This is a genomic window from Ruegeria sp. AK4 (assembly GCF_056541025.1).
In genome coordinates this window covers 1-1,294 of sequence record NZ_JBQFXS010000069.1, presented here as the reverse complement: position 1 = coordinate 1,294, position 1,294 = coordinate 1, and the positions used below count along the sequence as shown (strand labels likewise).

1 protein-coding gene is annotated in these 1,294 nt (G+C 57.5%); it reads right to left on the bottom strand.

Going from position 1 to position 1,294, the window contains the following annotated elements:
• Positions 1-187: 187 nt before the first annotated feature.
• Positions 188-945 (bottom strand): IS5 family transposase gene (locus ACR0EZ_RS25885; RefSeq protein WP_480617713.1). Its coding sequence is split into 2 segments (ribosomal slippage): positions 188-621 and positions 621-945, totalling 759 coding nucleotides; the frame shifts between segments, so codons are not numbered across the junction.
• Positions 946-1,294: the final 349 nt, after the last annotated feature.

The window sequence follows — 1,294 nt, the reverse complement described above, 5'->3', positions numbered from 1 at the left end:
CCGTCTCGCGGGCGCCACGCTCGACTCGACCTTGATCATGGCCGCCGACACTGTGTCTGGATACGTGAAAGCGCTGCTCGAAGGGGCGGAATTCAGGCGGAACACCTATACCCTCGATCGAGGAAGTCGGCGGCGGGCAATCGAAGATATGTTGTTGGCCTCATCCAGCCCGCCCTAGGGTCAGGATTCATAACCAATAGATGACGAGAGCGGCGAGCGCGATGGCCGAGAGGAAGACCTTTGGGGATCGGTCATAGCGTGTTGCCACGCGCCGCCAATCCTTGAGCCTGCCGAACATGATCTCGATGCGGTTGCGCCGTTTGTATCGCCGCTTGTCGTATTTGACTGGAGCCTTGCGCTTCTTCCGGCCAGGGATGCAGGCGCGTATCCCTTTGTCTTTTAACGCATCCCTGAACCAGTCGGCGTCATAGCCGCGGTCTCCGAGTAGCCAGTCGACTTTTGGCAGACTGCTGAGTAACGCCCGTGCGCCGGTGTAATCGCTGACCTGCCCGGCAGTGACGAATAGATTAAGCGGCCGCCCCTGGCTGTCGCAGATGGCGTGCAGCTTCGTGTTCATGCCACCCTTGGTCCGACCAATCAGGCGTCCACGCCCCCCTTTTTCGCGGCCATGCTGGTCGCGGTGCGGTGGGCCTTTAGATACGTCGCGTCGATCATCACGGTCTTTTCCTCGCCATGTTCGGCGGCCAGGCCGACCATCATCCGCGCGAAGATGCCTTTCTCGCTCCATCGTTTCCACCGGCTGTACAGCGTCTTATGCGGTCCGTATTCCTTGGGAGCGTCGCGCCAGCGCAACCCGTTGCGATTGACGAAGATAATCCCGCTCAGCACTCTCTTGTCATCGACCCGTGGCTTGCCGTGCGACTTCGGGAAGAAAGGGGAAAGCCTGGCCATCTGCTCGTCGGTCAGCCAGAAAAGGTCGCTCATATCACCACTCCATTTTTCGAGCCGTGAATCATGCAGCGCCTTGAGAATCAATGCATCCTGACCCTAATCGGGAAGAAAACGACAGCTGTCAAATCAAGACCCGCCAACCGCTGAAGCCGAGTTCCGCAAAACATGGAAAGCAACGCGGCAACACCTCATTGCCCAAGGCCTAAATTGGATCACCAGGTCTTTTTAAGTGATGGATATTTGAAACTCTCATTCCTCGGACCCGGACAATCGGCCGGAAAATCATCAGACCTAAGCCCGATGTAGCGAAGCCGGGCCCGGGATATTCTGCCTCCAATACAGGATAACGCCTCGAACAGGATTGGAGACGAGAATGAATAAC